Source organism: Saccharopolyspora pogona (assembly GCF_014697215.1).
Classification (GTDB): domain Bacteria; phylum Actinomycetota; class Actinomycetes; order Mycobacteriales; family Pseudonocardiaceae; genus Saccharopolyspora; species Saccharopolyspora hattusasensis.
Map to the genome: position 1 here is coordinate 958,315 of NZ_CP031142.1, position 26,450 is coordinate 984,764.

Sequence of the window (26,450 nt, forward strand, 5' to 3'; positions counted from 1 at the left end):
TCTCCCCACCGTGGCGAGCCGGTGCGCGCCGCTGGGCGGCGAGTTGCGTGTCTTGCTCACCGGCCGGTGAAGCGCGGCGGCCGTCGCTCGGCGAACGCGCGGGCGCCTTCGGTCGCGTCGCGCGAGGCCCACACGTGCTCGACGGCCCGCGCCTGACGTTGCCAGATCTCGTCGGCCGGCCAGCTGCCGGCGTGGTCGAGCACGTACTTGCTCGCGACCACACCGAGTGGGGCGTTGGCCGCGATGGCCGCGGCTAGGTCCTCAGCGGCGGCGAGGCTTTCTCCCGGTTCGGTGACGAGGTTGACGAGCCCGAGTTCGTGCAGCCGGGGGACCGGTATCTCGTCGCCGGTGAGGGCCAGTTGCGCGGCGATGTTGCGGGGGAGTCGCTGCGGCAGGCGCAGGAGCGCGCCGCCGTCGGCGACGAGCCCGCGCCTGACCTCCGGGATGCCCAGGCGCGCGTCGCGGGCCGCGACGATCAGGTCGCACGCGAGCGCGATCTCCAGCCCGCCGGCGAGGGCGAACCCTTCGATGGTCGCGATCAGGGGTTTGCGCGGTGGGCGGCGGACCAGGCCGGCGAATCCGCGTTCGGGATGCTCGCCGGTCTCCCCGTCGAGGAAGGCTTTCAGGTCGAGTCCCGCGCTGAAACCGGGTCCGTTGCCGGTAAGGATGCCCGCCCGCAGTGTGTCGTCGGTGTCGAGCCGGTCCATGGCTTCGGCGACGAGGCGCGCGACCTCGTCGTTGATCGCGTTGCGGGCGTGCGGCCGGTCGATAGCGACGAGCAAGACGCCCTCAGCAGGCGTACTGATGTGGACGGGGCGGGGGTCTGTCATATCTGCTCCTGCACGAGTGTCGTCGCGCCGATGCGGTAGCGGGGTGCCGGGCCACCGGTGACCGTGAGGTGGCTGATTCCGGCCACGATGTCCGGCCGGACCACGAGGGTGCCTCTCGGCCAGCGGTACTCGACGCCGTCGTGGCGAGGGTGTGTCTCCGCGTCGAGGACACCGGCGAACAGCCGGTGGGAGAAGGCCGGGTCGGTGGAGCGCAGCGTCGTGGACCGCAGGCGCGCCAGTGGACCGGCGGGCACGTCCCAGGCGAACTCCCACCAGCCGGGCTCCCGGCCCTCGCGGTTCCCTGGTACTCGAGCGGGATCTCGCGTCCGGGTGCCGAGCAGCTCGCGTAGGGGTGGGTAGCCGACGTCGCTGTCGGCGAGCTGGATCGTCACGCCGTGGACATCGTCGGGAGGCAGGAAGGTCTCCCGCCATGGGGTGTGCGTGAGGTCGGTCTTCACCACCCCGAGGCCGAGCTCGCGCACCTGTTCGATGGTGCGGGCGAGGTCGGGCACGAGGAAGGTCAGGTGGTGTGCTGTCTCGCCGTGCCGGCGGAGGAAGCGGGTGAGGAACCCGTCCGTCTCGTCGGGCTGGGCGTCCATGAGCTCGAGGCGTCCGCCGGAGTGCTCGTCGCCGAGCTGGCAGACGACGTAGCGGAACTCCGGGAGCACCTGCCCGACGAGCGGCGTCGCACCGAGCGTGCCCCGGAGCCGGCGCAGCCAGCTTGGCGCGTCGTGCACGGCGATCGAGGTGTGGTCGAAGTCGGTCGCGCCGCGTGTGCCGTCACTCATGCCGCGCAGTCTGCTTCAGCCAGGCGCTGTCCTCGAGCAGGTCGCGGCAGCTTTCCGCGCGCCGCCACTGGTCGCTGGCGAGCAGCGCGCGGTGGAACGGCAGGAGCGTGGTGACGCCGTCGATCCGGAACTCGTCGAGGGCGCGGAGCATGCGGCCGGTAGCGGTGGCCCTGTCCTCTCCCCACACGATCAGTTTCGCGATCATGGGGTCGTAGAAGGGAAGCACGGCGGAGCCTTCGCCGACGCCGGAGTCGACGCGCACGTGCGCTCCGCGTGGCTCCTGGTATCCGCTGATGGTCCCGGGTGCGGGCAGGAAGTGCTTTGCGGCGTTCTCGGCGTTGATCCGGCACTCGATCGCGTGCCCATCGAGGCGCAGATCGGCCTGCCCGAATGACAGCCGTTCGCCGGCGGCGACGCGCACCTGCTGCTCGACCAGGTCGATGCCGGTGACCATCTCGGTGACGCAGTGCTCGACCTGGATGCGGGTGTTCATCTCCAGGAAGAAGAACTCGTCACCGGCGAGCAGGCCCTCCACGGTGCCCGCCGAGTGGTAGCCGATGGCCTTGGCCGCCGTGATCGCCAGCTCGCCGATGCGGGTACGCAGCGGCTCCGGCAACCGCGGCGCCGGTGCCTCCTCGACCAGCTTCTGGTGCCGCCGCTGGATCGTGCAGTCGCGCTCGAACAGGTGCACAACGTTGCCGTGGGTGTCGCCGAGCAGCTGGACCTCGATGTGCCTGGGGTCGTCGAGGTAGCGCTCGAGGTACACGGTGGGATCGGCGAAGAACCGTTCCCCTTCGCTGCGCGCGCCCTCGACGGCGCCGGGAAGCTCGCCGGGCTCGCGGGCGACCCGGAACCCCTTGCCGCCGCCCGCCCCAGAGGCCTTCGCCGCGATGGGGTAACCGATCGAATCGGCCAGTTCCAGCGCGTGGTCGGCACCGGAGACGGGTTCGAGAGCGCCTGGCACCACCGGGACTCCGGCCTCCGACATCGCCCTTCGCGCCTCGATCTTCGAGCCCATCACCCGGATCGCCTCGGACGTCGGCCCGATGAAAACGAGCCCGGCCCGTTCGCAGGCCTCGGCGAACTCGGGGTTCTCCGCGAGCAGCCCGTATCCCGGGTGGACGGCCTGTGCGCCCGTCCTTCGCGCGGCGTCAAGGACGCGGTCGATCCGCAGGTAGCTCTCCGAAACCGGTCCGGGTCCTATACAGACGGCCTGGTCGGCGGCGCGGACGTGCACCGCGTCGGCCTCCGCATCGGAGTGGACCGTGACGGACTCGATGCCCATCTTCCGAAGGGTTCGCAGGATGCGAACCGCGATCTCGCCGCGGTTGGCCACAAGAACTCGAGTGAACATGGCGACCTCAGCTCACATCGACCAACACGTGGCCGTCGTCCACGGCGTCGCCTTCCTTGACGTGCACCGCGGTGACCGTGCCCGCTTCTCCGGTTTCCACCGGGATCTCCATCTTCATCGACTCGAGGATGACGACGGCGTCGCCCTCCTCGACGGTGTCGCCGACTCCGACGAGGACCTTCCACACCACCGCGGTCGTCTCGCTTTCCACTGTTGCCATGAGGGTTCCCTTCGTGAGGTCTGTCTTGTGGTTCAGGGCCGCAGGCTCCACTGCCTGCGTTGCGGGCCGAGTGAGGTGCGCACCCGGTGCAGCGAGGCCTCCAGGAAGGCGCACACGACCTCCCTGGTGTCCCTGGGGTCGATCATGTTCTCCACCCCGAAAGCCTCGGCGGTCTTCCACGGGTCCGCGAGCGCGAGCATTCGCTCCTCCGCAAGCCGCCGGTACTCCTCGGGGTTCTCGGCGTTCTCGATCTCGTGCTTGAAGCCGGCCTCGACGCCGCCCTCGACCGGCAGGTCGCCCCATTCCGCGGTGGGCCAGGCGAGGCGCAGGCTGAGGCTGTCCGGGCTTGACGTCGCTGACACCGCCATGCCGTAGGCCTTGCGGACCTGGATGGTCACGACCGGCACCTCGGCCTGGATGATCGACTGGATCGCGCGCATGCCCCAGCGAACGACGTTGCCTCGCTCGGCGTTGGGCCCGACCATGAAGCCCGGCACGTCGACGAAGTAGACGATGGGCAGGTGGAAGGTGCTGCAGGTGTCGACGAAGCGCACCTGTTTCTCCGCCGCGGCCGCGTCGAGCGCGCCGCCGAGGTGTTGCGGGTTGCTCGCCACGATCCCGACGGGGATGCCGTCCATGCGGGCGAACCCGGTGGTCACCGCGCGGCCCCAGCGCGCGCCGACCTCGAAGAACGAGCCTCGGTCGACGACGGCGCTGACGACCTTGGACGCCTTGTAGGGACGGCGGCGGTTCTCCGGAATGATGTCGAGTACCTCGTCGACCCGGCGGTCGGGTGGGTCGCTGCGATCGCCTCGCGGCGGCATCTCCCAGACGTTCTGCGGAAGATAGCCGAGCACTGTCTGCAGCTGCCGGATCGCGTCGTCCTCGTCCTCGGCGAGGTTGTCGATGCACCCGGACTCCGCGGTGTGCACCCGCGCGCCGCCCAGCTCGTACTTGTCGACGTCCACTCCCAGAGCGCGCTTCACCAGTGGTGGGCCCCCGGCGAAGAGAACGGAATCCTTGGTCATGACCGAGAAGTGGCTCAGCACGGTCCGTCCCGCGGTGCCGCCCACCGCCGCGCCGCTGACCATGGTCAGCACCGGGACCTCGGCGAGCAGTTCGTAGGAGCGCTGCCAGCTCAGTGAGCTCACGAGGTAGGAGTGACCCTTCTCCGCCTGCGCGGCCACGTCCCCGCCGATGCCCTCCATGAACAGCACGAGCGGGATCCGGTACTCGTGCGCGAGGTCTTCCACGAAGCCGCCGAGGCCGCCCTTCATCCGATCCAGATAGGTCTGTGGCGCTCCGCCCCGCACAGTGAAGTCCTCGCCGCCGACCGCGACCGCGCGACCCGCGAACTCGCCGAGCCCGCAGACGTAGCTCGCCGGCATCATGCCGCGCAGCTTCCCCGTTGCATCGACGTCCTCGTAGGCAGCGAACTCGCCGACCTCGTAGAACGCGCTCGCCGCCCGGTCGATCCGCTCGCGGATCGTGTACCGGCCCTGGTCATGGGCGCGGTTGACGCGACGCTCGCCGCCGAGCTCGCGCGCGAGCGCTCTCCTGCGGTCCAGCTCGGCCAGCGCGTCTTTCCAGGTGAAGCTCATCGGTGTGCCTCCCTTAGGTTTTCGCGGTCATGGACCCCGGATCCGCTCGTGGCGCGGGAGAGCCAGCGCTTCTGGATCACGCCGGTGCCGACGCTGCGCACGAACGTCTCGGCCGAGGTGATCTCGACGTAGCGGGGGACGGCGTAGCGGGGCAGCTGCCGGTCGCAGTAGTCGAAGAACGCGTCGACATCGAAACCGTTTTCGTCGACAGGGACGACGAAGACCTTGATCTCGTCCTCGCCGCCGACCTCGTCGACCACGCCGATCGAGGCGCACTCCTGGACGCCGGGTGCCTTGCGCAAAGACATCTCCAGCTCGTAGGCCGAGATGTTCTCGCCTCGGCGACGCATGCTGTCGGTCATCCTGCCGACGAAGTAGAGGAAGCCGTCACCGTCCATCCGGCCGAGGTCGCCGGAGTGGAACCAGAGGTTCCGCCAGGCGGCGACCGTCGCGTCGTCCCGGCGCCAGTAGCCGAGCATCATCAAGTCGGGACTGTGCGGCCGGTAGACGATCTCGCCGACCGTGCCCGCGGCCACCGGGTGTCCACGGTCGTCGTGGATCTCGACGTCGAAATGAGAGCAGGGTGTTCCGGCACTGCCTCGGCGGCGCCGGCCGGTCGTCTCGAAGGTAGGGCCGTCGGCTTCGGTCTGGCCGAACATGCTCAGGATGTCGATGCCGAGCCGGTCCTCGAAGAACGTGTATGCCTCGTCGGGGATCGGTGCGCCGAGGACGCGCCGCAGCGTGGTTCCGGCCGCGGGCTCTGCACCGAGCTTCCGGACTATCGAGAGCACGGCCCCGATGGCGAACGCCCAGGTGCAACCGAACTCCTTGACATGCGGCCAGAATCGTCGCGCGCTGAAGCGGCGGTCGAACGCGACTGAGGAACCCGACTGGATCACGGCTGGGAGGACGACGTGGAAGTCGACGTGGAAGAACGGCAGGACGAAGTAGCCAGTGTCGCGCTCGTCGAGGTCGAGCACCCGCGCGATGACGGCGCCCTGGTTGGAGAAGTAGCCGCGCGGCAGCATCACCCCCTTCGACGATCCTGTGGTGCCCGAGGTGTAGAGAATCGTGGCCAGAGTGGACGGTGCCAGCTCCGTCTGGACGGCGTCGAGCTCGCGTGCGGTCGCGGCGTCGATCTCCGGTGGTGGGGCGTCGTCGAGAAGTCGTCGTGGCACCGTGAGCGCGGTGTGCAGGCAGCCAGTGAACTCACGCTCAGCCACGAGCAGCGCGGGGTCGCAGTCGGCCAGCACGAAGTCCAGCAAGTCGCCCTTGAGCTCGGAGTTGACCGAGACCTCGACGGCGCCGATCCACCAGATGCCGAACTGCCACGCGAGCCGCCATGCCGAGTTTCCGCTGAGGACCGCGACCCGATCATCGGTCTGGATGCCAAGGTCGCGCAGCTCAGCGGCGCAACGGCGTGCCGCGCTGGCGAACTCCCGTACCGTCCAGGATCTTCCTGGCCAGTGCAGCAGAGTGGCCTCGGGCCTGGTGGCCTCGGCGTCGATGAGGTCGGCGACCGGGCTGATGCGGCCGAGTTCCACGCCGTCGAGCAGCTGAGCCCTCATAGGTGTAGCTCGCCCCCGGTCACGTCGATCACTTGCGCGGTGATGTAGGACGCCTCGGAGGAGAGGAGGAACGCGATGACGTTCGCGATCTCGCCTGGCGCCGCGAGCCTGCCGAGGGTGATGGTGTCCAGCCACTTTTGCCGGACCGAGTCAGGCACCGTGCCGATCATCGGTGTGTCCACGGCGCCGGGGGCGACCGCGTTGCACCGGACCCCGCGTGAGGCGAGCTCGACCGCGACCGTCCTGGTGAGGCCGACGACCCCGGCCTTCGCGGCGGAGTAGTTGGTCTGGCCGAAGGTGCCGTACCGGCCGGAAGAGGACAGGTTGACGATCGCGCCGCAGTCCGCCGCGGTGACGAGCGGAGCCATGACCTGGCAGCCCAGCCAGGCGCCGCGCAGGTGGACGTCGAGCACCTGGCCCCATTCCTCGTCGGACATCCGGGCCATCGAGCGGTCACGTGTGATGCCCGCGTTGTTCACCAGGCCGTCGAGTCCGCCCAGCTGATCCTCGACGGTGGCCGCGGCGGATGTCCACGATGCCCGGTCGCCGACGTCCAGGGTTACCGGCAGCGCGTTTGTCCCGGCCTCCTTCGCGACCTGGTGCGCCGCGTCGGTGTCGATGTCGGCCACCGCCACCCTGGCGCCGCGCGCGGCGAGGGTCAGCACGGTCGCGCGACCGATGCCGGAACCGCCACCCGTGACGAGATATCTGCGGTCCGCATGCACGTGTGCTTGCTCAGCTTTCATCCTTGCCTCCGACGAGAAGGACATCCGTGCCGCGCTGGACGACGGTGCCGTCCTGGGTGGCTGTCTCGACCTCGATCGTGACGATGCCCGCCCCTGGCCTGGAGCGGCTCGGCCGCAGCGCGGTGATCATCTGCGTGACGTACAGGGTGTCTCCCGGGTAGGTCGGTGCGACCATCGCGCGCTCCGTGTTGAGGAAACCGAGGACGTGTAGCTGGTCGAGTCCGGGCGTGCGCAACCCGCTCGACATCGCGAGCACGAGCAGGCCGTGCGCGATCCGGCCACGGTACTCGGTGTTCGCCCTGACCCATTCATCGTCGGTGTGCAGCGAGTTGAAGTCACCGGACAGCCCCGCGAAGAGGACGACGTCGGCCTCGGTCACGGTCCTGCCCGCCGACACGTGCTTCTCGCCGAGCCGCAGCGAGGAGAAGTAGCGCGGCTCCGCTTCGTGCCCCTTCGTGGTCATGACAGCCTTTCCAGAATCATGGCCATGCCCTGGCCGCCACCCACACACATGGTCTGCAGGCCGATCTCCTTGTCCCGCACGGACAGGGCGTTGATCACAGTGGACGAGGTGCGGGCGCCAGTGGCGCCGAACGGATGCCCGATCGCGATGGCTCCACCGTGGACATTGAGCCGGTCGATGGGGATGCCGAGCTGGTCCTGGCAGGGCAGTACCTGCGCCGCGAAGGCCTCGTTGAGCTCGAACAGGTCGATGTCGCCGAGCGACATCCCCGCGGTTTCCAGGACCCGGTGGGTGGCTTCGACGGGACCGAGCCCCATGATCTCGGGCGACAGGGCTGACACGGAGGTGGCGACGATCCTTGCCAGCGGTGTCACTCCCAGGTCGCGCGCCTTGCTGTCGCTCATCACGAGAAGCGCCGCCGCGCCGTCGTTGAGCGGGCAGCTGTTGCCCGCAGTCGACCGTCCACCGGGACGGAACACCGGACGCAGATCGGCAAGCGCGTCGAGTGTGGTGTCCGGGCGCGGGCAGTCGTCCCGGTCCACGACAGTGCCGTCGGCGCGGCGGTACGGGACGAGATCCCTGGCCCAGAAGCCACTGTCCACAGCGGCCGCCGTGCGCTGCTGGGACAACAGGGCATAGGCGTCCATATCGGCGCGCGTGACGTCGCGCAGCGCGGCGACGTTCTCCGCGGTCTGGCCCATGTCGATGTACACGTCGGGAAGCAAGCCGTGGTCGCGGGGATCCTCCCAGCCTTCGGGGGTGGCTTCGGCGGCGGCCGCTGAGCGCTCGCGCGCCTCGTCGAACAACGGGTTCATGGTCCCCGGGAGCGAGTCGGCCTCGCCCTTGGCGTACGAGCTGCAGCTCTCGACTCCGGCGGAGAGGAAGACGTCGCCCTCGCCCGCCCGGATGGCATGCATGGCCATGCGGGTCGTCTGCAGGCTCGACGCGCAGTACCGGGTGACCGTGCACCCGGGCACCTTGTCCAGACCGAGCAGGACCGCCACGACCCTGGCCATGTTGAAGCCCTGCTCCCCGCCGGGCGACCCGCAGCCGAGCAGCAGGTCGTCGACGTCGGAGGGGTCGAGCTGTGGAACCGCGCGGAGCACGTGCTGGATGACCTGCGCGACGAGGTCGTCGGGGCGCTCCCGTGCCAAGGAGCCCTTGGTCATGCGGCCGATCGGAGTCCTCGCGGCCGCGACGATCATCGCGTCACGCACGGGCCACCGCCTCGGCCCTGGCGCGCTCGTCGGCGGTGAGGGCTCGAGAGCAATGCGCCTTCTGGTCCCACATCACCACGACCACCTCCGCTCGGGCGGCCTGCTCGCCGCCCGGCAGGATCAGTGACTCGGCGGTGCGGATGCTGCTGTGGCCGAGGCGGCTGATGCCGATCGAGATCTCGGCGGCGTCGTGGTCCATCAGGATCTCCTGCTGGTAGTCGATCTCGATCCGCGCGACGACGTAGGCGTCGGGATGCTCGACCCCGATCGCGGTACGCAGCCATCGGGTGCGCGCCTCGTCCAGCAGAGTCAGCACGGTGCCGTGGTAGACGTGCCCCTGATGATCAAGGTCTCGCCAGCGGAGCGGTACCCGGGTGCGATGAACGCCGAGCGCACGGATGGACACGGTGACCTCTCTTGTTTATATTGGTCAAGCGATATAAATTAACTTCGCATGAGCCTCGCTTTTGTGTCAATAGCACGCCTGAAATACCCGGCCGCAACCCACCTCTTCGCGAGGTCGTATATGTTGCGATCGACTTAAAAGCCACTGGAGGGGGATGCGTGCCCAAGATCGTCGATCATGACCAGCGCCGAGCGGAGCTGGCCGACGCCGCCCTGGACATCATCGCCAAGGACGGCATCAAGGCGTTGACGCTGCGCGCGGTGGCCGAGGCGGCCGGATGGTCCACCGGCGTCGTCAACCACTACTTCAGCTCCCATCACGACCTCCTGGTCGGCGCGCTGCGTCGGGCGGCCGAGACGCAGGGGCGCATGTTCAAACAGCTGCGGCACGACGCCTCGCTCACACCCCTGGAACGGCTCGGTCAACTGATCGAGAGCGTGCTCCCGCTCGACGACCGGAGGATCGCGATGACACGGATCTTCCTCGTCTTCTATGCAGAGGCGGCCGGGAACCCCGCGGCGCGCGAAGAGATCGTCGACTACCTGGCCAACTGGAGGCGAGTCGTGCGCCGAGTGGTGGCCGAATGCCAAGAGGCGGGCCAGGTGCCCGCGGACGCCGACACGACGAAGCTCGCCGCTGAGCTCGTCGCGCTCTCCGACGGCCTCGCCATGCACGCGATGCTGGACGAGCAGGTCCTCGAGGGAGTGACGGCAGACGGGCACATCACGCTGCAGCTCGCCGGCGAGTCGTGGCGGCTGGCCGCGCGCTGACGGCGGCCCGGACCCCGGAGGTGACTGCATGCAGGTGCCGCTGCGGTGGCTGGTCGGGCGCCCGGAACTCGGCCTCCGGGTTCGTGCGGGCGCCGACCAGCTGGACCGAGCTTTCTCCTGGGTCCACGCCATCGACCTCGCCGACCCCTCGCCGTGGCTGGCCGGTGGTGAGCTCGTCCTGACCACGGGACTCGGCCTGCCTGCCCAGCAGTCCGCGCAACGGAACTACGTTCGCGGGCTCGCCGAGGCTGGCAGCGCGGCGCTTGGCTTCGGGGTCGGACTGTCTTATCAGGACATTCCCGACGCGGTCGTCGGTGCCGCGGAGGAGCTCCGCCTTCCGCTGGTCGAGGTGCCGCTGTCCACGCCTTTCCGCGACGTCATCAGAGTGGTGGTCGACCGGTATGCGGAAGAGCGCCACGGCGACCTCGTCCGGAACTCCCGCGTGCAGTCGAGCATGACCCGTGCCGCGGTGCGGCAAGGGCCGGAGTCCGTGGTGCACGAGCTCGCGATAGCCCTTGAGGCACAGGTACTCCTGCGAAGCAGCGACGGCTCGGTACTCGCGGCCTCATCAGCGGACGCCCAGGACCTGTCGTTCTCTTTGCCGGAAGGAGACCTGGACTCGACCATGACGTTCACCGCCATGGACAAGAACGGGACCACCATTGCCCAACCGGTGTGGGTCGGCGGAAGGCCGCACGGGTGGCTCGTGCTGGCCCGGCCGTCAAGCCTGAGACCGGCCGATCACACGCTGATCTCGCAGGCCGTCTCCCTGATCGTCCTGGATCGCGTCAAGCCGCGGGGGTTGCGGGCGGCGCAGAACCGGTTGAACAGGACCATCTTCGGCCTCGGCCTCGCGCGGTCGGTGTCGCCATGGCGGTTTGAGGAACACCTGCGCGACGTCGGTCTCACCGGGACAGAGCTGAGAGTCCTGGCTTGCGGCGGAGCCGATCTGGGGTTGATGCTCGACGAGGCAGACGACCTGCTCGACGGCGAGGAGCTGCCGACCGTCGCGGTTGAGCGGGACGAGCAGCTGGTGGTTCTGCTGCCCGGGACCGGGCTCGACCTGGCGAGGACTCTGACTGCCGCGTTGGTGCGGAGGTCTCGTTCCGCGTACGGCGGATTATCCGAGCCGGTGACGCCTGAACACGTGCCGGGTGCGTTGCACCAGGCGCTCACCGCGGCCCGTACCGCACGAGCACGACGCGCACCACTGGTGTGTTTCGGCGAACTGGCCGGACACGCCTTGGTGTTCGACTCACGGACCCGGGAGGCCCTCGCAGAGCTGGCGCGCGAGCGGCTCGGCCGTCTGTCGGCCTTCGACCGCGAGAACGGCACCGCTCTCGTGACCTCCCTGCGCGCGTACCTGGAACACAGTGGGCAATGGAATGTGGCGTCCACTGTGCTCGGTGTACACCGGCACACCCTTCGGGGTCGAATGGAACAGATCCGTGATCTCCTCGGCATAGATATCGATTCCGCACATGTCAGAGCAGAACTGCTGCTGTCGCTGATGGTGTGGACGGACGACGGCGAGACCGACATGACGGAGTTCTGTTCCGCCGAAGCCGGACACGATGTCCAGTGACTACCTTTCAGGGAACGTGAACGATGAGCGGATGACGCGATTCCATTGGACCGGTCGGGAATCCTGGAGGGCATGATGCTCGAGAACACCGCGCAGCACAAAGCAGAAACTCAGGAGAAACCTCGCCTCGGCAACGCCTTGCGGCAGCGGCACGTCACCATGATCTCCCTTGGCGGGATCATCGGAGCCGGCCTGTTCGTCGGAAGCAGCGCGGCCATCGCCAACATCGGGCCTGCCGCGACCGTCACCTACGCGCTCGCCGGTCTCATCGTCCTGCTCGTCATGCGCATGATCGGCGAGATGGCGGTCGCACTGCCCGACGTCGGCACCTTCACCGAGTACGTACGCACCAGCCTCGGCAACCTCAGCGGGTTCACGGCGGGCTGGTTGTACTGGTACTTCTTCGTCATAGTCGTCGCCGTCGAGGCCGTGGCAGGCGCCGAACTGCTGCAACGCTGGATTCCCGTGCCCATGTGGGCGCTCGCGCTCGCCCTCGTGATCACCATGACGGCGGTCAACCTGATCGCGGTCAAGTCATACGGGGAGACGGAGTTCTGGTTCGCGTCGATCAAGGTCGGTGCGATCATCGTCTTCATGGCGGTGGCCGCGTCCTACGCGTTAGGGTGGACTTCCGGTACCGGCCCGACAACGGTCAACCTCGTCAACGACGGCGGGTTCATGCCGAACGGACTGACCGCCGTTCTGGCGGGGATCCCGACGGTCATCTTCGCCATCTGCGGAGCCGAGATCGCTACGATCGCCGCGGCGGAGTCAAGCGAGCCGGCCCGGAGCGTGGCGAAGATGACGCGCTCGGTGATCGCGCGCGTGCTCACCTTCTACGTCGGTTCGGTGTTCCTGATCGTGTGCGTTGTGCCGTGGCGGGAAATCGTCCCGGGCACGTCGCCGTTCGTCGCGGTGCTGGACCGCATGCACATCCCCGCTTCGGGCGAGATGATGAACATCATCGTCGTCGTGGCCGTGCTCAGCTGCCTGAACTCGGCGGTCTACGTCTCCTCGCGAGTGCTGTTCAGCTTGTCGACGCACGGAGACGCCCCGAGGTCTTTCTCCCGGCTGAGCCACACCCGCGTTCCCACGAGGGCCGTGCTCGCGGGAGGTGCGGTTGGCTACGTCGCCATCGGGGCGGCGGTTTTCTCCCCGGACGGTCTGTTCGCCTTCCTCGTGAACGCGTCGGGTGCCATCATGCTGCTGATCTACCTGCTTGTCGGCTTCGCCCAGCTCCGGCTACGGCGCCGGATGCAGCGCGAAGGGCGGGAGCTGTCCCTGAAGATGTGGCTCTTCCCGTGGCTGACCATCGCGGTCATCCTGTCCATTGTGGTGGTACTCGGCATGATGGCTGCTCAGCCCGGGCTGTCCGGGCAGTTCTTCACCAGTCTGGCCAGCGTGGCCGTCGTGCTCGCCGGCTACGTGGTGCGGAAGAAAGTCCTCCAGAACCGGTCCGGGGCCAGCCCGATGTAGCCTCGTTCGACGACCGTTGCCTCAGGTGCGGCCCACCGGACTACTGGTGGGAGTTCCACGTCCCCACCACACCGAGCGGTCGGCACCTGCCGGGCGTGTTGAGTGGGCAGGCGGTGGTGGTGTGGGCGGTGACGCCGAGGATGTGAATGGTGCGGGTGCGGACCTCCGTGACGGCAGGGCGTATGGCAGCTGCGGCCCGTCGCTGTGTGAGTGCGCTTGTGTGGGTGGAAACCGATGATGACCAAGTCTGTCGTCCTCTGGTTCGGTCTGCATGGGTGGCAACCGCGGTCGGCACGCCGACTTTCAGCCCCGTACACTTCGGGAGGGCGAGCTCCGGAAGCGGCGGGCGGCTCACGAGTCACTCCACTCACCGTCCTGCGGAATGCTATGGCCTGAAGACCCCGCGACCTGCTCACGACGTATAAGTCGGCGGTTTAGTCGTGAGGGTCGACTCCGGCCAACCCGACACCGGCTTAACACCATCACCAGATGTCACGCCACAATCGCCAAATGACACGCACCGCAAGGCAGGTGAATGCGAACAATGCTAATCTGGAAATCGGGATTTCGGATCTTTGAGTTGAAGTGGTACAGTGCCGGCGTTTCCCGGTGGTGCTAGCGTTCATGGCGAGGGGTGCGTGATGCTAGTCGGTGTAATTCCAGCCGAGTTGACGAGTTTCGTAGGCCGCCGCCGGGAACTCGCCGTAGTAAAGCGGGCACTCGCTGATGCGCGGTTGGTGACGTTGACGGGTGCGGGTGGAGTAGGGAAAACGCGGTTGGCGTTGCGCATTGCCCACGAGCGCCGCCGGGCCTTTCCCGACGGGTTGTGGTTCGTGGAGCTGTCCGGTCTCGCGGACGGGGAGCTGCTGGCCTCGACGGTGGCCAGCGCGGTCGGATTGACCGAACGGTCAAGTCGGCCGCCGTTGGAATCACTGGTGGACTACCTGGCCGACAAGCAACTGCTGCTGATCCTGGACACCTGTGAGCATCTCCTGTCGCCGTGCGCGAACCTGGTCAGCGCGGTGTTGCGCAGAGCCTCAGGCGTGAAGATCCTGGTAACGTGCCGCGGCGTTCTCGACGTTGCCGGCGAACACGTGGTTGTCGTCCCGCCGTTGTCGGTACCAGACCCTGCGGTCACGTCAGAGCAGGAGATCGCAGACTGTGAGGCTGTGCGGCTGTTCGCGGATCGTGCAGCAGTTACGGCACCAGATTTTGCGATCAGTGCCGACAACAACGCTGCGGTCGTCGAGATATGTCGCCGGCTGGATGGAATTCCGTTGGCTATCGAGTTGGCGGTGACGCAGCTACTGGGGTTAACCGTACGACAGTTGGCATCACGGCTGGAAGACCGTTTCGGTCTGGTGACGAGTTGGCGCCAGGGTTTCCCCGCTCGGCAGCAGACGCTGAGGGCGGCCATCGACTGGAGCTTCGACCTGTGCTCACCGCGGGAGCAGGCATTGTGGGCGCGCTTGTCGGTCTTCGCCGGGGGATGCGATCTGGGCGGCGCCGAGGCGGTCTGCCACGAAGAGGAGGCCGACCGATATGAGGTGCTCAAGCTGATCAACGCGCTTCTCGACAAGTCGATCCTTTTCCGTGAAGAACACGGTTCGCAGACCAGGTACCGGATGCTCGACACCATTCGCGAGTACGGCATGCAACGACTGGCCGAGAGCGGCCAGGAGACGATGCTGCGTCGCCGGCACCGCGACTGGGTCCAAGGCCTGGCGGCCCAGGCCGACGCCGAGTTGTTCGGCCCGCGCCAAGGGCGTTGGCTCATTCAGCTGGTCACCGAGCAAGCCAACTTGCGCGCAGCGTTGGAATTCTGCGTGGCCGAACCTCATGAAGTCACGGCGGCGTTGCGTATCCTCAAGCAAACGCTTTTTTTCTGGTTCGTCATCGGGCTTCCGGGCGAGGGCCGCTATTGGATCGAGCGGGCGTTGGAGCGTGTCCAACAACCTGGTTTGACCCGAGCCTGGGCGATGTGGGCCGCCACCCACCTGGCATGTCTGCAAGGAGACCCCGACGCGCCGCGGTTGCTACGGGACTACCACAACTTGGCGGAACAGTTGGATGAGGATTCCATTCTCACGGGCGCGGTATACCTGTCCGGAATGATCGCGCTGTGGCAGAAGGGAGACTTCGCCCAGGCGGCTCCGTTGCTGCGGCAAGCCACCGAAGGACACCGTGCCCACCATGACACCGTTCAAGCCTGGCTCGCATTGCTCAACTGGGCCATGGGCGCCGCCCTGACCGACGACGCCTCCGCCGAACCCCTCAGCGAGGAACTTCTCGTCATGACTCGCGATTCAGGGGCCGAATTCTTCCTGGAATTTGCGTTGTGGACGGCGTGTGTCGCCCAGTTCCGCCTGGGTAACCTCACTCGCGCCACGGCTTTGATCAGCGAAGCGATGCAGCACTGTCATAACCTCAAGGACCGCTGGGGGACGCCCTGGGTTATGGAAGTACTTGCCTGGGTCACGTCCGCGACTCAACCCGGCCCGCGGGCCGCCCTGCTGCTCGGTGCCGCACATACCCTCTGGCGACGCACCGGGGTATCGCTCCCAGATTTGGGTATTTTGATCTCTTCCCACAATCTGGCCGAGGCTCAACTCCGCAAGTCGCTCGGCGAACCGGGATTCGACGAATCCTTCCGCGAAGGTCAACACCTCACCTACGAGCAAGCATTGGATCTCGCGCTTACGAAATCACAATCCGCATTATCGGCCGCTCCGTCGCAGAAGAGTACGGATAGGCCATCGCCGCTGACCCGCCGAGAGGTCCAAGTCGCCGAACTCATCGCCGAAGGCCTGAGCAACAAGGACATCGCTGCACGACTGGTCGTCGCGCCGCGTACCGCTGAAGCCCACGTCGAACACATACTCGTGAAACTCAATTTCACGTCCCGAACACAAATCGTGCGTTGGATACTAGACAGTCGCTCAGCGTAGTGCGCTGCACCGTGCTTATGGCAGCGTGGTGCAGCGTGGTCGCCCTCTTGGCCACTGGTTAAAAGGCACGGCCTCAGCTCTCCATTTATGGACGCGTTCCGGGGATGCCTGGTCCTGTGGGGGTGGTTGGCCAGTGGCGGGTGTCTTGGATGGGGCGGATGGGGTTGCTGTGGGCGAGGATGGCTGTGGTGAGTGCCTCTACGGGTTCGGCGGGGGCGTGGGGATTGGTCAGGAGGACCAGGTCGAGTTCGCCGAGTTCGGGTAGTCCGGTGCTGTGGGGTAGCTCGGCTAGGTCGGCGGGCAGCAGGCTGCGGGGGAAGATCGCGACGCCGAGGCCGGCGCGGGTGGCGGCGAGTACGGCGTTGATTCCGCGCGCGGTGCAGGCCACGCGGTGTTTGATGCCAGCCTGTTCCAAGGCTTGCACGGCCAGTGCCCGGCTTGGGCTGGGGGCCTGGTAGACGATCAGTGGTACTGGTCGTTGTTCGTCCCATCGTAGGCCGGTGCCCTCGGCGGCTGCCCAGACCAGCCGGTCCCGGCGCACCAGCCGACCGCGCCCGTCTCCGGCGGCAGTTTTGAGGAAGGCGACGTCGACGTGGCCGGATTCCACCCGGCGTTGCAGCTGCACACTTTGGGACACGGTGAGGTCGAGAGTGACACCGGGGTTGAGGTGCCGGAAGTCCCGCAGGATCCGGGGCACCTGGGTCAAGGCGAGATCGTCGGTCACTCCGAAGCGCAACCGGCCCCGCACCCCGGCGCCAGTGAAGTAGTCCGTCGCCTGGGCGTTTGCGGCGAGGATGGAGCGGGCGAAGCCGACCATCGCCTCCCCGTCGACGGTCAAGGTCACGCGGCGGGTGTCCCGGACCAGCAGCGGCCGGCCCACTGTCTGCTCGAGTTTGCGGATGTGCTGGCTGACCGTGGGCTGCCCGAGACCCAGCGCCGCCGCGGCCTGCGTGAAGCTCAACGACTGCGCCACCGCCAGGAACGTCCGCACCTGCTCCGGAGGAAACACCACTACCCCAAATGTTTCGGCGATTCATCGCGATTCGTAATGAGAACTATTGTACCAATTTTCTTTCTAAATTGGTATGGGCACCCAATGATGGAGAGGCAGATCCGGCCAACGAAGGAGACGTTTCGCCGTGACTAGGGCGGCCCACAGACGCGAGCATTTCCCCACCCGGTCGAGACCGCCTACCCCGCGGAGTGCCAGGTTTGCCGCGCTGGGCTCCCGGAACTTCCGTCTGTTTCTTATTGGCCAGGCGGTGGCGACTACGGGGCTTTGGGTGCAGCGCATCGCCCAGGACTGGCTGGTCCTCAGCCTCACCGGGAGCGCCACCGCCGTCGGCGTCACTGCTGGTCTGCAATGGGCGCCGATGCTGGTCGTCGGGCTGGCAGGCGGGTGGATCGCGGACCGCTTCCCGAAGCGCCGCGTGTTGCAAATGACCCAAGCTGCGGCCGCCATCCTGGCCGCGCTGCTCGCCGGGCTCACTCTCACCCACCAGATCACCGCTTGGCAGATCCAGTTTCTGGCGGCCGGAGTCGGCACTATCGCCGCGATCGATCAGCCTGTGCGGCAAGCGTTTGTTCTGGACCTGGTCGGGTACGGCCAGCTTCACAGCGCGGTTAGCCTCAACTCCTCGGTGTGGCAACTCGGTGCCCTTGCCGGCCCGGCGGTGTCCGGCGTGTTGATCAGCGTCGTCGGCCCGGGCTGGGCTTTCGCCCTCAACGCCGCCTCCTACGCTGCCGCGCTCGTTGCTTTCGCCCGCATCGACCCCGGCCAGCTCACGCACTCACCGCCAGCGACGAGTGCTGCCGCACCCGCCCCAGGCGGTCTGCGCGCGCTGGCACGGCGACCGGAGATCTGGCGGCCCATCGTGCTGGTCGGCGCGTTCAGCATGTTCTCGCTCAACCTGCCCGGCACCTTGGCCGCCTACGCCCGCACCGTCCACAGTGGACCCGCCGGCTACGCGCTGCTGACCTCCACCGTCGCGCTCGGCTCCGTGCTGGGCGCGTTGATCGCCGCGGGCCGCACCCGCACCACCCTGCGTGGACTGACCTGGACCGGGTGTGCGTTGGCCGGCCTGTACCTGGTCGCCGCCGCCATGCCGACGCTGTGGAGCCTCGCGTGCGCCCTCGCCGCGGTCGGCATGGTCACCCAGCAGTTGTTCACCGCGGTCAACGCCACCGTGCAACTTGCCGCCGGGAGTGCGCTTCGCGGCAGGGTGGTGGGCGTCTACCTTCTCGTGTTCATGGGCACCGGCGCCCTCGGCGGACCGTTGCTTGGCGCCGTCAACCAGCACCTTGGCCCCCGAATAGGCCTAACGCTCGCTGGTGCGATCCCCGCCACCGTTCTCCTCCTGCTATCCCTCACACACTTCGCACGACGCCCCACCATCCCCGCGCGACAGCCCCGGGCCAAAGGCCTGTTTCGAAAGTGGTTTGCGTAGCGGTGCGGGTAGCGGAATCTCAGAGGCCTTCTCGCTGCGGGATCCCCGACATCATGAATGCCAATTCACCGCGTCGGGGCTGTCCTCGCGAGAAGGACCCCTGAGAACCCGCGGCGGTGCCAGTTGAGTCCCACACCGCAAGCGGCTGTCGCCGCTTGTAAAACACGTCCTTGACCAGCGGGCGAGATCGAGACGAAGTCGGCTGGCAGCGCGGCAATAAATCCGCCGTCGCGTGGGTCTTGCAAGTGAAAAACTCTGTCGCTGGTTCGTGATCAACTTGTTGGTTGCTTGATGATGCCGCCAGTTTCTCGGTGATCATGGTCGGGGTGTGATCAGTTGGTTGTGTGAACTTCTGTCGCACTGGGCTGGCGGGATGGTCGACGCTTCCATCAACGAGCGGCGCGTGGAACGCGCTAACCGGATGTTGGTCGCATTCCCCGAGAGGAATCGCCCTGACCTGAGGTTGTTTGGCGGGTCAGGGCGTGCGACGCGCCTTGAATGGCGCGGTTTCGCGTCCTGAGGGAGCAGGCGGTCGAGACGGAAACGGTGACGGTGGCGAGCGCGAAGAGCCTCACGCACAGTTCCGCGAGCCCGATATGTGATCCGCTGGCGATGACTGTGCCAGCAGACCGTCGCCGATCGCAGAGGCGGCTCGTTGGCACTTTCCCACGACGAGGCTGGCGCCCGGCCCCAGGATACCTCGGCATCCTGGGGCCGGGCCCCAGGCGAGTTCGCTGCGGCTGGAACCTGTCGGCAGCTCGCCGTTAACCTTCCGAGCAAGGACAGGAGACGGAGTTGGACGCGATACGCGTCCCCCGCGTCATCCTGCCTGCGGGTGCTCGGAGTTCATTGAGACTGCTGGGCGGTGTCTTTCGGGTCGATTGCGTCGATGACCGCCTGGCCGACCCGTTCTATGTGGGTGGGTGTCATTGCCGTGGAGAGTGCGAGCAATCCGTTGGTGCCGCAGAGCACGCCTCGCCGGTACAGGCTCCACCACAGTTCGGTGGGGTCCGGTGCTATCAACCGGAGCAACGAGCCCGAGCCGTGCACCGCGACACCGGCATCGTGAAGCCGTGACCGCAACTCGTCACCACGTCCGTTCAGCTCCGCGATCTTCTGGGAATCGAAGAGGCGGAGCGCGGTGATTCCCGCGGCCATCGTGACTGGGTTGGCGCTGAAGGTTCCGCCCCAGGACACGGCTCCCGGTGTTTGCGGGACGAACGGCGAGAGTACCTCGGCGCTTCCCCCGATCGCCCCGACGGGGAATCCGCCGCCGATGACCTTGCCCACAGATACGAGATCCGGCTGCAGGCCGTACTCCTGATGCAGTCCTCCCTCGCTCAGGCGGAACGTTATGACCTCATCGACCGCCAGCAGCGCACCGTACTGTCTTGTGAGAGCACGGAGTTTGGCGACGTAGTCGTAGTCGGCACGGTTGAGTCCGGCACGGTTGGGCATGAGGTCGATGAGTACCGCCGCGATCCGGTCACCGTGTCTCCGCATCGCTGCGGTCAACGCCTCGAGGTCATTCTGCGGTAGGACGAGCACCGAGTCGGAGACCGAACGCGCAACCCCCGGCGCCCCCGGCGAGACGACCGCATCGCCGGTGCCGTGGTAGCTGCCTTCGAACCGCACGATGAGGTCGCGGCCGGTGTGCGCACGGGCCGCGCGCAGGAGCATGAGCACCGCTTCGGTGCCTGAATTGCAGAACCGCCACTGCTCGATGCCGGTACGTTCGCGCAAATGCTCGGCGAGCGTGACCTCGGATGCCGTCGGCAGGCCGAACGCGGTGCCGGACCGAGCGGCTTCGGTCGCGGCCTGAAGTACATCCGGGTGGGCATGCCCGTGGATGAGCGACGTGTAGTTGTTGTTGCAGTCGATGACCTGATGACCACGGTGGTCGGTGACGATCGCGCCCTCGCCGTGTGCGGCGTACGGCGGGTGGGGAGGGACGAACACCGTCGTTCGGGTGGTGCCGCCCGGCAACACCTGCCTAGCCCGATCCGCGATACTCACAACGCACTCCTTACTTTCGCCACGGCACCTGGATCGTGCAGGTCTCCTCCTCGGGTCTCCCGCGTCAGCGACGCGGCCACGAGCACCAGAGCAAGCGCTGCGCATGCGTAGACCACGACGGGAGTGGTCGAGTTCGACGCCTGCAGGAGGGCCACCGCGATGGTCGGGGCGAGGCTGCCCCCGACGATGCCGGAGAGCTGGTAGCCCAGAGACGCACCGCTGTAGCGATGCCGGGTATCGAAGAGCTCACAGATCCACGACGCCTGCACCCCGTACATCGCTGAGTGGAAGAACAGGCCGCCGAGCACGGCGAGCACGATCAGGCCCGTGCTCTTGGTGTCAACGAGCGGGAAGAACGCGACCATCCATACGAGCGCCCCGGCAGCGCCGAAGATCGTCAGACTCTTGCGGCCGTAGCGGTCGCTGAGTGCGGCGAACGCGGGATAGGTGAATAGCTGCATGCCCGCGCCGATCAGCGTTGCCAGCAGGCCGACGCTGCGGGGCAGGCCGAGGGTGGTCGTGACGTAGGTGAGGAGGAACGTCACCAGCAGGTAGTAGACGATGTCTGCGCCGGCGCGGATACCGATCACTCGCAGCACGTCCAGCGGCTGGGTTTTCAGCAGGTTCAGGATCGGGGCGTGCCCGGTGGTGCGTGTCTCCGCGTCGAGTTCGGTGAACGCTGGCGATTCGCCAACCTTGCGCCGGATGTAGATGCCGATCAGAACGACCACAATAGACATCAGGAATGGTATCCGCCAGCCCCATTGAACGAAGGCGTCGCGCGAGAGGGTGCCTGACATCAGGTACAGCATGGCGGTACTGAGCAGCGTGCCGATCGGGACGCCGACTTGGACGAAACTGGTCAGGTAGCCGCGGCGCGTGGAAGGGGCCCGTTCGGCGATCATTAGCGCGCCACCGGCCCACTCGCCGCCGAGTGCGAATCCTTGCGCGAGCCGGACGACGATCAGCAGGATGGGCCCGGCAACACCTATGGTCGCATAACTCGGGATCAGCCCGATCGCGACGGTCGAACCGCCCATCAGCGAAACCGTGAACAACAGGACTTTCTTGCGGCCGAATCGGTCGCCGTAGTTGCCGGCGAGGATGCCGCCGATGGGTCGGGCGAGGAAACCGGTCGCGAAGGTCAGGAACGACAGGAGGGTGCCGGTTAGGGGGTCGAAGGTGGGAAAGAAGACTTCGTTGAACACGAGTGCCGCGGCGGAGCCGTAGAGGAAGAAGTCATACCACTCCAGTGAGGTCCCGACGAGACTGCCCAGGATGGCCCGGCGGATCGGAGTCTCCGATCCTGCGGTTGTTTCGGACATGGCTTTACTCCAGTGGGGAGTCGGTGAGGGCTGGCTACGCGGTCTGCACGTAGATCCGGGTGGCCGTCTCGTGATCGAGATAGCCACGTTCGATGTCGGCGGCGATGGCTTCGGGTTCGCGCTCGGCGGCAGGCCCATATCCACCGCCGCCTGGGGTGCGCAGGCACACGATGTCCCCGGTGCGCAGCGCGACGTTCTCCCCCTTGCTGATCATCGGCAGGGTGACTTGCGCGCCGCCGATCCGGAACCACGGTGAGGACGTCTGCCCGGGCGCGCCGCCGGCACGGCCGACCGGGGCGGTCTTGGCCTGGTCTCCGAGAAGGCTGGCCTGCCCTTCGCTGGCGGTGAATTCGAACTCGAAATGGACTCCGAATCCGCCGCGCTGCCTGCCGTGTCCCGCGGATCCGTCGCGGAGCGAATACTGCCGGAAACGCAGGGGGTAGCGTTGTTCGAGGGTCTCGATCGACTGCACCCTACCGATGCTCATCAACGAGCAGCCGTTGGACAGCCCGTCCCCGCCCGGGTGGCCCCCGTATCCGCCGCCGAGGAACACGTACAGCACGAAGGGCGTCCCGTCCTCCCGCACGCCGCCGATCGAAAGGTTGTTGACGGTGGCCGACGACCCGGCCGGGACGCGGTCTGGCGCGGCTTCGGCGAGCGCGCCCATGACGGCGGTGATGATGCGCTGGCTGGTCTCGGCTGCGCAGCCTGCCACCGGGCGCGGGGGTTTGGCGTTGAGGAACACGGTCTCCGGGATGACGAAGGTGATCGGCTCGAAGATGCCCGAGTTGATCGGGATCTCGGGGAACAAGTGCTTGATCGCGACGATGCTGCTTGACACCGTCGCGGCGTGCACCGAGTTCATCGGCCCCTTGCACGGCGCGGAAGACCCACTGAAGTCGATGGTCAACTGCTCGCCTGCGACGGTGATCCGAGCATCAACCCGCAGCACCTCGTCGGTGATTCCGTCGTTGTCCATCTCCTCGACGAAGTGGTAGGTGCCATCGGGGATCTCAGCGATGTGCGAACGCATCTGCTGAGCCGACCGCTCGCGCAAGGAATCGATCACCGCGCTCACGAGTTCGGGGCCGTACTCGTCGAGCAGTTCGGTGAGCCGGGCCTCGCCCGCGCGCAACGCCGTCGACTGCGCGTCGATGTCGCCGAGCACGTCCTCTGGCAGCCGGGAATTGGTCTGCAGAATCGCGACGATATCGGGGTTCAGCTCGTCGCCGCTGAACAGTTTCACCGGCGGCAGGCGCAGGCCCTCCTGATAGCAATCGGTGGCCGCCGCGCCGAATCCGCCCGGCACCCGACCGCCGAGATCCGGCCAGTGCCCGGTGTTGGCCAGGTATGCGAACAGCTCGCCCTGGTAGAAGAACGGCCGCACCATCTTCGTGTCCATGATGTGCGTGCCGCCCGCGAACGGGTCGTTGACGATGAACGTGTCCCCCTGCCGGACCTCGCCGGCACCGGAGATCACACTCGCCACCGTGTACTGCATGGTGCCGACGAAGATCGGCAACCCGCGCGTGCCCTGGACGATCATGCTGCCGTCGATGGCAGAGTAGATGCCGTCGGCACGGTCCCAGGCGTCGGAGATCACCGGCGAGAACGCCATCCGTTCGAACACGGTGTCCATCTCGTCCGCGATCTGTTCGAGCCTGCCCCGGATAACGGCGATGGACAGCGGATCGAGTTCAGTCATGATGCCACCTTGACGATGAGGCTGCCGTTTTCGTGAACGGTCGCGGATGTAGCTGGGGGAAGCACGATCGTTGTGTCGCTCTGCTCCACGACCAGGGGGCCCTGGAGATGCTGGCCCGGGAGCAAGGATTCCCGTCGTAGTACGGGAACCGTGTGGGTCCCATCGCCGAAGACGACGGTCCGTTCATGGGCTGGCGCGTGCTCCGTCGAGGTAGCCATGACCTGCTTGACGGCCTGGCGCTTGCCGGTCACGACCGTGCGAAGGCTGATCAAGCGGATCGTGCCCGAGGGATTGCGGCCGTGGTAGATCGCGAGGTACTGCCGATGGAACTCCTCGGTGAGCCTGTCCGGGGTCCACGCCTCGCGCTCGTCTCCGAGAGGTACGCGGATCGAATAGAGCTGCTTGCTGAAGCTCATCTCGGCGATGTGCTCCACCGCGACGTCCTGCTCGGTGAACCCGTCGGCCTCCAGGGTCTTGCGTCCCAGCTCGGCCTGATCGGCAAGGACACGTTCGACGCCTCCGGCCGTGCACTCGGCGACATCGGAGCCGACGGCGGTGACGTAGTCGTACTTCACGTCGGCGATCAGACAGCCGTATGCCGACAGCGCACCGGGATGCGGAGGGACCAGCACGGTCGTGGCGCCGACGGCACTGGCCAGCTCAGCGACGTGCATGGGGCCCGCGCCGCCGAATCCCACCAGCGCGAACTCGCGCGGGTCGTGTCCCTTGTCGACACTCACCATGCGGATCGCGTTGGCCATCTTCTCGTTGGCGAAGCGGATGATCGCGAGCGCAGCCGCGGTCATGTCGAGGCCGAGCGGTTCGGCGACGTGCGAACGGATGGCTTCGACTGCGGCGTCGCGGTCGAGCACGAAACCGCCCTGTGTGCCCAGGCGCTGGTCGGCCGCGATCCGGCCGAGCACGATGTTCGCGTCGGTGACAGTGGGGCGTGTTCCGCCCCGGCCGTAACAGGCAGGGCCTGGATCGGAGCCCGCGCTTTCGGGGCCCACCTGGAGGATTCCGGCGCGGTCGACCGACGCGATGGAACCGCCGCCCGCGCCGATGGTCGTGATGTCGATCATCGGGACCTTGATCGGGATCCCGTAGTCGATGGCGCTCTCCGCGGTCACCGCTGGGCAGCCGCCGGGGATCAGCGCGACGTCGAAACTCGTGCCGCCCATGTCGCAGGAGATGACATCGGGCAGACCGGCCGCCTCACCGAACGCCGCCGCGGCGACCGTGCCCGCGGCAGGACCCGACAGCAGCGTGCGCACAGCGAGCTCGCCAGCTCGGCGGGCCGGGATCAACCCGCCGTTGGACTGCATCACCTGCACGTCCCGGGCGAACCCCTGATCCTCCAATCGTTGCTGCACCGCACCGAGGTAACGCGACATCGGCGCACGGACGAAGGCGTTGGCCACCGTGGTGGTGGCCCGCTCGAACTCGCCCAGTTCCGGGCACACCTCGTACGATGCGGTCACCTCCACGCCAGGCAGCAACCGGCGCAACTCCTCCGCGAGCGACCGCTCGTGGTCGGCATTGACGTAACTGTTGATTAAGCAGACCGCGACACTCTCCACGCCGGACCCGCGTAGCGACGTGGCGACGGCCTCCACCGATTCTCGGGACAGGGGTTCGATCACTCGCCCCTGCGCATCGACGCGTTCGTCGACCTCGAACGACAAGCTCCGCGGAACCAGTGGCCGATACGTGCCCGTCAGACCGTACGTCGTGGGCCGGTCGCGCCTGCGCAGCTCCAGCACATCGCGGAAGCCCCGCGTGGTGACCAACGCGGTCCGCGACCCCTTGCGCTCCAACACGGCGTTGGTCGCGACCGTTGTGCCGTGCACGACCGCGTCGAGTTCCGCAAGCGGCACGTCGAACTGCCGCAGGCCGGTGAGCAGGCCGTCCGCGTGCCGCCCCGGCGTGGAAAAAACCTTGGCGAGCCGGAGTTCCCCGGTTCCCGCGTGATACAGCAGCACGTCGGTGAACGTGCCACCCACATCGATTCCAGCGACGATCTCCATTGCGATTATCAACCTCGGTGTCCTCAGCCGGTCAGGGCCGGCTGGATAGCAGTTCAGTCATCTTCTGCGCCGCTTCCGCCAATGGCTCGATCCACTGGTCGGTGCGGAAACGGCTGCTGGGCCCGGCGACGCTGAGCGCGGCCACGTAATGTCCGCTTGCGTCGGCGACGCCGGTGGCGACGCCAGAAATCCCTTCTGCGTACTCCTCGTCGTTGAGGGCATAGCCCTTCCGGTGAATCTCCGGGAACAAAGCCTTGAGTGAGGATTTGGTGCGGACGCTGTTTGCGGACACACGCGGCAGCACCTCACCGGGGTAGAGGCTGTCGACCTGGTCGTCGGTCATGTGCGCGAGCAGGAACTTCCCCGAAGCACAGCTGATCAACGGCATCCGCGTGCCCACACCGATCTCGGCCCGAAGCACGTGCTTGGTTTCGAACCGCTGAATCATGATCGCGTCACGGTTCCGCAGGACCGCCAGCGACACGGCTTCCCCGCACAAGTCAGCAAGCGCACGCATCGGCGCGATCAGATCACCCCCGAACCGCGCCGCGTCCGGAACGGCCGACCCCACCTCAAACGCCGTCAGGCCCAGCCGATACCGGCTATCCGCGGTGCGCTCAACGAACTCCTGTTCCAGCAACGTGGCCAGCAGGAGATGGGCCTTGCTCTTCCCGATCTCCAGCGCTCGCGCGACCTCGGTGATACCCATGCCGCCCGGGTTGTCGGCGAGTAGTCGCAGCACGCGCAACGCGGTAGCCGCCGTGCTCGAAGTACGCGATGTGTTTGACATATACGAACACCTTTCGTAAGATGCGAACACACGTTAAGGAGTACGCGCAGCCTGGTCAAGGCTTGGCGTGTTTTCGTTCATGCAAAACCCGGCAAGCCAAGGCCGAGAAACAAAGCCTGGGCAGGGCGGACTACTACTGGTTCACCGCGCCGAGCAAGGCGCAGCGAT

Annotated in this window: 21 protein-coding genes; 5 read left to right on the top strand and 16 right to left on the bottom strand. The window is 67.0% G+C overall.

Annotated features, from left to right (window positions below; translation table 11 throughout):
* Positions 1-56: 56 nt before the first annotated feature.
* From DL519_RS04020 to DL519_RS04065, 10 genes are read right to left on the bottom strand one after another with little or no spacing between them, the layout of a single operon-like run.
* Positions 57-830, bottom strand: coding sequence for a crotonase/enoyl-CoA hydratase family protein (locus DL519_RS04020; protein WP_190812944.1), 774 nt, complete (start codon positions 828-830; stop codon positions 57-59).
* Positions 827-1,618, bottom strand: a complete 792-nt coding sequence (locus DL519_RS04025; RefSeq protein WP_190812945.1) for a VOC family protein — start codon at positions 1,616-1,618, stop codon at positions 827-829. Before DL519_RS04025 ends, DL519_RS04020 begins: the two co-directional genes overlap by 4 nt.
* Positions 1,611-2,972, bottom strand: a complete 1,362-nt coding sequence (locus tag DL519_RS04030; RefSeq protein WP_190812946.1) for an acetyl-CoA carboxylase biotin carboxylase subunit — start codon at positions 2,970-2,972, stop codon at positions 1,611-1,613. Before DL519_RS04030 ends, DL519_RS04025 begins: the two co-directional genes overlap by 8 nt.
* 7 nt (positions 2,973-2,979) lie before the next feature.
* Entirely contained in the window at positions 2,980-3,192 is a 213-nt protein-coding gene (locus DL519_RS04035; RefSeq protein ID WP_132495323.1) for a biotin/lipoyl-binding carrier protein, read from the bottom strand.
* A 32-nt stretch (positions 3,193-3,224) separates the two neighbouring features.
* Complete coding sequence (locus DL519_RS04040; protein ID WP_190812947.1) at positions 3,225-4,793, bottom strand: acyl-CoA carboxylase subunit beta; 1,569 nt, start codon at positions 4,791-4,793, stop codon at positions 3,225-3,227.
* Entirely contained in the window at positions 4,790-6,361 is a 1,572-nt protein-coding gene (locus DL519_RS04045) for an AMP-binding protein (RefSeq protein ID WP_190812948.1), read from the bottom strand. Before DL519_RS04045 ends, DL519_RS04040 begins: the two co-directional genes overlap by 4 nt.
* On the bottom strand, positions 6,358-7,107 hold the full coding sequence (fabG, locus tag DL519_RS04050; RefSeq protein WP_190812949.1) for a 3-oxoacyl-ACP reductase FabG: 750 nt from the start codon (positions 7,105-7,107) through the stop codon (positions 6,358-6,360). The genes DL519_RS04045 and fabG overlap by 4 nt, the downstream gene beginning before the upstream one ends.
* Positions 7,097-7,570: a MaoC family dehydratase gene (locus DL519_RS04055; protein ID WP_190812950.1), complete on the bottom strand. Its 474-nt coding sequence runs from the start codon at positions 7,568-7,570 to the stop codon at positions 7,097-7,099. The genes fabG and DL519_RS04055 overlap by 11 nt, the downstream gene beginning before the upstream one ends.
* Positions 7,567-8,787 carry an acetyl-CoA C-acetyltransferase gene (locus tag DL519_RS04060; RefSeq protein WP_190812951.1) on the bottom strand — a complete coding sequence of 407 codons (1,221 nt, stop codon included), beginning with the start codon at positions 8,785-8,787 and terminating at the stop codon, positions 7,567-7,569. The genes DL519_RS04055 and DL519_RS04060 overlap by 4 nt, the downstream gene beginning before the upstream one ends.
* Positions 8,780-9,193, bottom strand: coding sequence for an acyl-CoA thioesterase (locus DL519_RS04065; RefSeq protein WP_190812952.1), 414 nt, complete (start codon positions 9,191-9,193; stop codon positions 8,780-8,782). The genes DL519_RS04060 and DL519_RS04065 overlap by 8 nt, the downstream gene beginning before the upstream one ends.
* Before the next feature lie 158 nt (positions 9,194-9,351).
* Between DL519_RS04065 and DL519_RS04070 the strand changes: the two genes are divergently transcribed.
* From DL519_RS04070 to DL519_RS04085, 4 genes are all read left to right on the top strand, one after another.
* Positions 9,352-9,963: a TetR/AcrR family transcriptional regulator gene (locus tag DL519_RS04070; protein WP_190812953.1), complete on the top strand. Its 612-nt coding sequence runs from the start codon at positions 9,352-9,354 to the stop codon at positions 9,961-9,963.
* A 28-nt stretch (positions 9,964-9,991) separates the two neighbouring features.
* Entirely contained in the window at positions 9,992-11,548 is a 1,557-nt protein-coding gene (locus DL519_RS04075; protein ID WP_190812954.1) for a PucR family transcriptional regulator, read from the top strand.
* Positions 11,549-11,620: 72 nt separating this feature from the next.
* The gene (locus DL519_RS04080; RefSeq protein ID WP_223838418.1) at positions 11,621-13,024 is read left to right on the top strand and encodes an amino acid permease; all 1,404 of its coding nucleotides are present in this window, start codon (positions 11,621-11,623) and stop codon (positions 13,022-13,024) included.
* 641 nt (positions 13,025-13,665) lie between these two features.
* A complete protein-coding gene (locus DL519_RS04085; protein ID WP_223838419.1) occupies positions 13,666-15,972 on the top strand; it encodes an ATP-binding protein in 2,307 nt (768 codons plus the stop codon).
* An 85-nt stretch (positions 15,973-16,057) separates the two neighbouring features.
* Here the strand turns inward: DL519_RS04085 and DL519_RS04090 are convergent, their stop codons facing one another.
* Positions 16,058-16,963, bottom strand: a complete 906-nt coding sequence (locus tag DL519_RS04090; RefSeq protein ID WP_263399569.1) for a LysR substrate-binding domain-containing protein — start codon at positions 16,961-16,963, stop codon at positions 16,058-16,060.
* Between the two features lie 148 nt (positions 16,964-17,111).
* On the opposite strand from DL519_RS04090, the gene DL519_RS04095 reads away from it, so the two are divergent.
* Positions 17,112-18,419, top strand: a complete 1,308-nt coding sequence (locus DL519_RS04095) for an MFS transporter (protein WP_190812956.1) — start codon at positions 17,112-17,114, stop codon at positions 18,417-18,419.
* Positions 18,420-19,265: 846 nt separating this feature from the next.
* Here the strand turns inward: DL519_RS04095 and DL519_RS04100 are convergent.
* From DL519_RS04100 to DL519_RS04120, 5 genes are read right to left on the bottom strand one after another with little or no spacing between them, the layout of a single operon-like run.
* Positions 19,266-20,435, bottom strand: a complete 1,170-nt coding sequence (locus tag DL519_RS04100; RefSeq protein WP_190812957.1) for an aspartate aminotransferase family protein — start codon at positions 20,433-20,435, stop codon at positions 19,266-19,268.
* Complete coding sequence (locus DL519_RS04105; protein WP_317891346.1) at positions 20,432-21,898, bottom strand: MFS transporter; 1,467 nt, start codon at positions 21,896-21,898, stop codon at positions 20,432-20,434. Before DL519_RS04105 ends, DL519_RS04100 begins: the two co-directional genes overlap by 4 nt.
* A complete protein-coding gene (locus DL519_RS04110) occupies positions 21,795-23,465 on the bottom strand; it encodes a hydantoinase B/oxoprolinase family protein (RefSeq protein WP_190812959.1) in 1,671 nt (556 codons plus the stop codon). Before DL519_RS04110 ends, DL519_RS04105 begins: the two co-directional genes overlap by 104 nt.
* Complete coding sequence (locus DL519_RS04115; protein WP_190812960.1) at positions 23,462-25,492, bottom strand: hydantoinase/oxoprolinase family protein; 2,031 nt, start codon at positions 25,490-25,492, stop codon at positions 23,462-23,464. Before DL519_RS04115 ends, DL519_RS04110 begins: the two co-directional genes overlap by 4 nt.
* Before the next feature lie 31 nt (positions 25,493-25,523).
* Positions 25,524-26,282, bottom strand: coding sequence for an IclR family transcriptional regulator (locus DL519_RS04120; RefSeq protein WP_190812961.1), 759 nt, complete (start codon positions 26,280-26,282; stop codon positions 25,524-25,526).
* Between the last annotated feature and the right edge of the window lie 168 nt (positions 26,283-26,450).